Raw genomic sequence first — 6,155 nt, 5'->3', positions numbered from 1 at the left:
ACCCTCGTGCCAACGGCAGATAGGTGATGTCCGTGGACCATACTTGATTGGGCCGTTCGATTCACCCCATGACCGGTTCGTTGCAAATGCGCCGTCATCCTCCGACTTCCGTAAACCGGCGTTTTCAGAAATTGCTCGTCAATCAACCGCATCAGCGACAAATCCCCGGCATCCACCGGGCGTCGACGGTAATACGCCGATGACCGGTTGAGACCCAACAACTGACATTACCGAACCAGACTCAATCCCTCATGACCCGAAGACAGCATGGACTTACGTTCCTGCTGACTCAAACCCCTGGCATTCGTCCTGGGGGGGTCTCAATCCCTTCGTATTCAGGGCGGGGTCCGGACCCGTTCGTACTCGACGTCTGGAATCCCCAGCTTGGGTCTCAATCCCTTCGTATTCAGGGCGGGGTCCGGACGGTATCACATATGGCTGCATGCCCCTGACGAGAGGTCTCAATCCCTTCGTATTCAGGGCGGGGTCCGGACGAATCAAAATCCGAATCTCGGACGATTTTCTTCGGTCTCAATCCCTTCGTATTCAGGGCGGGGTCCGGACCAACTGTTGACTAGGATGGGCATCCTCCATCGGCAGTCTCAATCCCTTCGTATTCAGGGCGGGGTCCGGACGCCATGTCCTGGTGGATCTGCCCAAGGGCGGGGAGTCTCAATCCCTTCGTATTCAGGGCGGGGTCCGGACCCTGGCGTGATGAGCTGGCAACGGGAGTTGAGAGTCTCAATCCCTTCGTATTCAGGGCGGGGTCCGGACGGACGCTGCAACGCTATTGCGGATGGGCTTGAATGTCTCAATCCCTTCGTATTCAGGGCGGGGTCTGGACCACAATGGTGCGGAGCGGACTGGCGATGCAGCAGTCTCAATCCCTTCGTATTCAGGGCGGGGTCCGGACGCCCAGCACCAGGGGTACCGGGACCTAACCCCCGTCTCAATCCCTTCGTATTCAGGGCGGGGTCCGGACCCCAAATGGCTGTTGGCTGGCTGACCGACGAATGTCTCAATCCCTTCGTATTCAGGGCGGGGTCCGGACGGATGACGAAGAACAACCTCCACATCACCACCGGTCTCAATCCCTTCGTATTCAGGGCGGGGTCCGGACAATTCTGCCAGCTTACTGGATATTATTCACGGTCTCAATCCCTTCGTATTCAGGGCGGGGTCCGGACCCCTTCCACTTCTTCAATGTACTGATAACCCTGATAAAAATCAATGATGAAAAGTTGTGCATTTTTGTTAGCTTTCTCCGATAGGGGACTGCTCATGAAATGAGCATTTTTGAAAAACCAGTTTTAATCGTAACTTATTGAAATATCTATACTATAAGCGTGTGCTGATAAACTGGCTCGTCGCGCCATCAGTCAATTCTTGGGTACCCAAAAAAGTTAGCTTTCCGTCTCACCGCCGGACGGGAGGCGTGGGCAGGAGAACAGGGCGGATGGGCATCTTCCGGCCCAGGAACTGCACCTGGGGACAGCTTCGGACCACGCGGGTCTTGTCCGGATGAAGCTCCAGTTCCAGGCGGGACAACTCCTTGGCCACAAATTTCAAGGCCTTTTGCGCGGCTTCCTCACGATGGCCGCATCACCACCGATGCCCCCAACGTCATGTGGGGGACGGACGGGGTGAAGGTGTTGACCCTGGATGAAGGGTGGGTCTGGGTTTTCAGCGCCATTGACCATTGGAATGCCGAATGCGTGGGATGGCACGTCTGCAAGAAGGGGGATCGTTTTGCGGCTTTGCAGCCCATTGCCATGGGACTTGGGAGGCTTTATGGCGGGGTGGCGGCGGGGGTCGCCAGGGGGTTGTCGTTGCGCATGGACCACGGCAGTCAGTACATGGCGGACCATTTCACGAATCAGCTCAAGTTCTGGGGGATTCGGCCCAACTACGGCTTTGTGGAGGAGCCCCAGACCAACGGGGTGGCGGAAAGGTTCAACCGTACGATGAAGGAGCAGTCCCTCAACGGGGAGATCTTCCGTAATGCCGAGGAGGTGCGGCAGGCCGTGCGTCTCTTCGCGGAACGCTACAACCAGCAATGGCTGCTGGAGAAGCTGGGGTACGCCAGCCCATTCCGGGCCAGGACGGATTGGGAAGCGGAACATGGTCTGAAAGCCGCTGCCTGAGCGATGATTGGGAAGAGCTGGTGGAAAGAACAGGTGGATGAGGGGTAGAATGTCAACCAGCCTGCCGGAAGACAGGGCAACGCGGGGACGCGACCCGAGCGCCGAGCAGGGACCGAAGCAAGGGAGGGGCAGGATTCCGTCCTGCCTCTTCCAGCCTCTTCCCCTTGCTTTGGCCTTCAGGCGGTAAATCCCAGGGGGTGCGGGGGACAGAGTCCCCCGAATGGTGGGTATGAGGGCAAGGAGTTCACAACAATCTTGTGTCCAGGAAACCGGGTGCGGTACAGTTCAGGCATCACTATCTCCCGTTCATTGATCAACCTTGAAGGATAAACCTATCTGTTTTAATGCGTTCTCAATTTTTTCCCATTGATTGAGATACTCCTCAGGGTATTCAACTTTGACAGAGGATCCCAACTCTGGGAACATAAATAAATGCCTGCATGATGTGAGAATCAGCGTTTTATCATGGTTATGATATCTTTCACACTCGATTATTGTTCCGGAGTTCTTGTCTGAGTAATACAAATCACGATCCGGTTCCGAGAGTGTCATGTTGGACAGCCCCGTTGACTTATAATGCTTCATATTAAACACTTCTTCGTTTTGCATCTCCCAAGGTCCAAAATAACCTTTATTGATCTTATTTTGAAATACGGGCTCAAGATTGGGTTTTTTAATGTCATGGGCATTTGAATCGAATCCCGGCCTTACCCACAGGCTTGTCAAATTGTTAACAACTTCCCCTTGGCTCTTACCATGATCTTTCCAATCCTGCTCGTTCTCAATCGGTCGCATCGTTTTGAATCGTAACAAGAGCGCGAAGTGGAAAATCTCACTGTCAAATGTAGGCGTAAAATTCCTTCTTTTTCCTGACCAAACATCCTCTCCAACATACTGAACTCCTGCAAAAAGATAATGTTTTGGTATGGAAACCTTGATGCCGTTAATATGCCCAATTGCAGGGCATAATGTTTTATCAAACGGCCTTGCAAATTGCCAAGGAAAGATCCCAACTTTATCGGTACACTCTGCGATTGCTTCAGTGCTAGCTCCAAATAACATCAATAAAATAAAACTGATCCAATAATGTATGCATTTAGCGTGCACAAATAATAGTCGTTTCATGTTTGGATGACGGAAAAACGTGTTTGACTTTTCCAATGCTTGAACACGACCACGAACCCCTCTCGCCATATTCCGGCGAGGGAGCTTGGGTACGCTTGGACGTGAGCAGGGAGCGAGCATGGGCAGGGCACCACAATCAAGGCTGAAATTGAGCTACGTTCAATCAAAAGGGTGTGGAGCCTGAGCGCCACGGACTTGCCAAAACCGGGATGCTCCTCCCTTGAGGGGGGCACCCGCACCTGCCCCCAAATTGGGGCCGGGAGATCCTTCTACCTGGGTCCAGGTTTGCAAACCGCAGTCGCCCCGTCAAGGGGTAAAAAATAAAAGCGAATCATGGTGATGCACGGTTGGTAGCGTTGCCCTTTGGTGGAGAATCCACACCTATGGGTACGATTACCGTAGACGTGATCCGCCCTGGATCGCCCTGTGATTTTATTAACATGATTGTATACTCCTCGCCAAAAGGCTGGTAGTGTTTAAATTCGCTGGTGGGGCGGAATGAAAAATCATGCCAGCCTGTTCAGGCTGCGGGATTCCCCCCGGGTCGAGTCCGGCGCGCTGCTCGTCACACGAAAACCACCGGCGCGTCCGCGCTACCCTGGCTTTTGACGGCCCGACCGTCGCGCACCGTCACCCGGTCTCCTACCGCCAGCCCAGTTTCGGCGACCACTTCCACCACCCCCTGGGCCGTGACCACCCGGACCATCCCCCCGTTGAGTGCCACCACCCGCCCGGTCGTGGTCTGACGCCCTGCCAGCAGGCGTTGCAGGTCAATCAGGGGCTGGGACATGGCGCAGGATCTCCAGGGTGGTGGTGAGCCTTGGTCCGGCGGCGGCATGGGTGACGCCGGTCACTTTGCCGCGCCAGGTCTGGCCCATCATGGCGTCGTGGATCTCGACCAGTTGGCCCGGCAGGAGGCCCGGTCGATGGAGGCAGGTCAGGGAGACCTCCTGCAGGATCTCGCCGCTGTCGATTTCGGCGCGTCCTCGGGAAAGTTTGGCCAGGGTATCGGCCAACAGGGGATCGGAGATATCCTCGCCGGGATGATCGCCTGCGCCGCGCTGACAGATGATTTTGCCGTCCAGGGGCGTCGCGCCGTTCTGGGCCACAGCCCGCACCTGCACCGGGAAGGCGTCCAGCCCGGTCACGGTCTCCGGCGCGGTCAGGCCCCAGGAACGGGCCACGGCGGTATAGCCGATGCGGGCGATGGCCACCCCGGCGCGCTCAGCGGACAGGGTGCGCCGGTCGGCTTCCAGGGTGAGCATGCCCAGATCGTTGCCCAACCAGATCACCGAATCGATGGAAACGGCGGGCTGATCCAGGGTGGCCGAAGCGACGCCGTCGAAAATGATATCCTGGGTCAGGCGCAGGGTCTGCTGCGGTCCCGGCAGCAGTTGTCCGGCGGACGAAGCCAACTCCACCCCGGTCACCTCCGGCCCGGCGTGAACCAACAGATGGGCGGTCTCGCCCGTGAAGAAGCCGTTCCGGCCCTCGTTCAGCCCGTCTGGGCGATTGTCCAACTCGGCGGCGAGGTGGCCGGATTGGGGCAGATAGCCCCGCACCAACACCCGGTTGACCCGGCGGCGCAGCATGTGGGATTCGCGGCACGACAGGTTGTCGGCGGAATCGGTCAGGATGTGATCGGGGGTGGCTGTGGCCCAGTCGGGGACCGCTACCGGGAAACGGTGCCGCACCCGCAGTTGTCCCTCGGGCAGGGTCTCCACCACACCCCCGGTGGCCTCGGCAATGGTCCGGACCACGTCGGCGGGGGTGGCGTTGTGGACCGCCAGCCTGCCGCCGGGGATCAGCCAGTCCACCAGTTCCCAAAGGATGGTTTCGCCGATGGCCTCTTCGGCAGCGGCGCGAGCCTGGGTCGGTTCGTCCGGGGTGCGTTCCATGGGGGTGGCCCGTGGCGATGTCAGGCGCGCCGTCGGGCTGATCACGGACACCGAAAATCGGGGCAGGCCGACGCCGTTGCGCTCCAGGCGCAGCGCTGGTTGCCGCCGATGGCCTCGATGAACCCCTGGTGGCCGGGCACGGCCCCGTTCAGGATGTAGGCTCCCGCCCCGGAGACGGCGGCGGACTCCTTGACGCGATCCGCGAAGGTGAGCATATCAGCTGCTCCAGTATTGAGAGGGGGTGGAGGAAGCCCCGGCATTGGCCGCGACGCCCTGCCGGGTGGCAGTCTGGATGCCGGTGGTCACCGGGGATGGGGCAGGAGCAGCTTTGCCGAAGCGGGGCGCGGCGGCGGTGAATCCCACGCAGCCGACGGGGGGCGTCCAGGGGACGGGAAAGGCGTTGGCCATGGTCTCACCCCTTTCTCACCGCGAACATTTTCACCGAGGTCTGAGCCTGGAGGCAGAGGTAGTTGACGCCGTTTTTCTGGATCACGTCCAGGTTGGCGGCCCCGCCCCGGGGCAGCACCCACAGATCGCACAGGCTGGTGATTTCCCCGTAGTGCATGGGCATGTTGCCGCTGTCCACCAGCAGGATGGGGGAAAAGGGAATGAACGAACCTCCGGCGTCGTCGGGAACCTTCTGGTCCACCCCGCTGAGGTTGGTCATGAACCAGCTCAGGCTGCCGAAGGGAATGACGTTGGCGTTGAGGCCCGCCGACGCGCCGGTGAGGGTCGCGCCGGTGCGGGAAAACTTTCTGGGCATGCTGGCGCTGGTGTCGTTGTAGGCCCAGTAGCCCAGGTTGGCGAAGAGGAAGGGCGGCCAACCGGCGGCCACCGTGTCCCAGGGACAGACGCGGGTGCGCTCGAAGCAACCGGAGGGACCGTTGTAGCTGCTGCTGCCCCAGGTGCCGCCGAAAGCTGGCGATCATCAGGAGGGAGTGTTAACCAAAGAGTGATATGATATACTCCTGCCGTGTGGTGCTTTCAC

Annotated in this window: 9 protein-coding genes and 1 CRISPR repeat array; of the genes, 1 reads left to right on the top strand and 8 read right to left on the bottom strand. The window is 58.8% G+C overall.

Features of this window, described 5'->3' with window-relative positions; genetic code table 11:
• Both HQL56_17525 and HQL56_17520 read right to left on the bottom strand, forming a co-directional pair.
• A partial coding sequence (locus HQL56_17525; GenBank protein ID MBF0311319.1) for a transposase occupies window positions 1-152 on the bottom strand: 152 nt, incomplete at its 3' end.
• A gap of 165 nt (window positions 153-317) precedes the next feature.
• A CRISPR array of direct repeats spans window positions 318-1,187; the repeat unit is 36 nt; unit sequence GTCTCAATCCCTTCGTATTCAGGGCGGGGTCCGGAC.
• A 229-nt stretch (window positions 1,188-1,416) separates the two neighbouring features.
• Window positions 1,417-1,560 (bottom strand): hypothetical protein, encoded by a 144-nt coding sequence (locus tag HQL56_17520; GenBank protein MBF0311318.1) that lies wholly within the window; start codon window positions 1,558-1,560, stop codon window positions 1,417-1,419.
• An 83-nt stretch (window positions 1,561-1,643) separates the two neighbouring features.
• On the opposite strand from HQL56_17520, the gene HQL56_17515 reads away from it, so the two are divergent.
• The gene (locus tag HQL56_17515; protein ID MBF0311317.1) at window positions 1,644-2,144 is read left to right on the top strand and encodes a DDE-type integrase/transposase/recombinase; all 501 of its coding nucleotides are present in this window, start codon (window positions 1,644-1,646) and stop codon (window positions 2,142-2,144) included.
• Between the two features lie 306 nt (window positions 2,145-2,450).
• Here the strand turns inward: HQL56_17515 and HQL56_17510 are convergent, their stop codons facing one another.
• The 6 genes from HQL56_17510 to HQL56_17485 form a co-directional block, all read right to left on the bottom strand.
• Window positions 2,451-3,389 (bottom strand): hypothetical protein, encoded by a 939-nt coding sequence (locus HQL56_17510; GenBank protein MBF0311316.1) that lies wholly within the window; start codon window positions 3,387-3,389, stop codon window positions 2,451-2,453.
• A 445-nt stretch (window positions 3,390-3,834) separates the two neighbouring features.
• Window positions 3,835-4,059, bottom strand: coding sequence for a hypothetical protein (locus tag HQL56_17505; protein ID MBF0311315.1), 225 nt, complete (start codon window positions 4,057-4,059; stop codon window positions 3,835-3,837).
• Window positions 4,040-5,218 (bottom strand): hypothetical protein, encoded by a 1,179-nt coding sequence (locus HQL56_17500; protein MBF0311314.1) that lies wholly within the window; start codon window positions 5,216-5,218, stop codon window positions 4,040-4,042. The genes HQL56_17505 and HQL56_17500 overlap by 20 nt, the downstream gene beginning before the upstream one ends.
• Window positions 5,209-5,382: a hypothetical protein gene (locus tag HQL56_17495; GenBank protein MBF0311313.1), complete on the bottom strand. Its 174-nt coding sequence runs from the start codon at window positions 5,380-5,382 to the stop codon at window positions 5,209-5,211. Before HQL56_17495 ends, HQL56_17500 begins: the two co-directional genes overlap by 10 nt.
• A 1-nt stretch (window position 5,383) precedes the next feature.
• A complete protein-coding gene (locus HQL56_17490) occupies window positions 5,384-5,575 on the bottom strand; it encodes a hypothetical protein (protein ID MBF0311312.1) in 192 nt (63 codons plus the stop codon).
• Between the two features lie 4 nt (window positions 5,576-5,579).
• Window positions 5,580-6,002, bottom strand: coding sequence for a hypothetical protein (locus HQL56_17485; protein MBF0311311.1), 423 nt, complete (start codon window positions 6,000-6,002; stop codon window positions 5,580-5,582).
• Window positions 6,003-6,155 lie beyond the last annotated feature (153 nt).

The sequence above is a fragment of the Magnetococcales bacterium genome, from assembly GCA_015231925.1.
Classification (GTDB): domain Bacteria; phylum Pseudomonadota; class Magnetococcia; order Magnetococcales; family JADGAQ01; genus JADGAQ01.
Note: the sequence above shows the minus strand (reverse complement) of the source record. Positions and strands in the feature narration are given on the sequence as shown.

Bases quoted from the DNA above. Each gene is read 5' to 3' on its own strand.
- HQL56_17510 (MBF0311316.1), bottom strand. From the start codon at position 3,389: ATGCTCGCTCCCTGCTCACGTCCAAGCGTACCCAAGCTCCCTCGCCGG.
- HQL56_17505 (MBF0311315.1), bottom strand. From the start codon at position 4,059: ATGTCCCAGCCCCTGATTGACCTGCAACGCCTGCTGGCAGGGCGTCAG.
- HQL56_17495 (MBF0311313.1), bottom strand. From the start codon at position 5,382: ATGCTCACCTTCGCGGATCGCGTCAAGGAGTCCGCCGCCGTCTCCGGG.
- HQL56_17490 (MBF0311312.1), bottom strand. From the start codon at position 5,575: ATGGCCAACGCCTTTCCCGTCCCCTGGACGCCCCCCGTCGGCTGCGTG.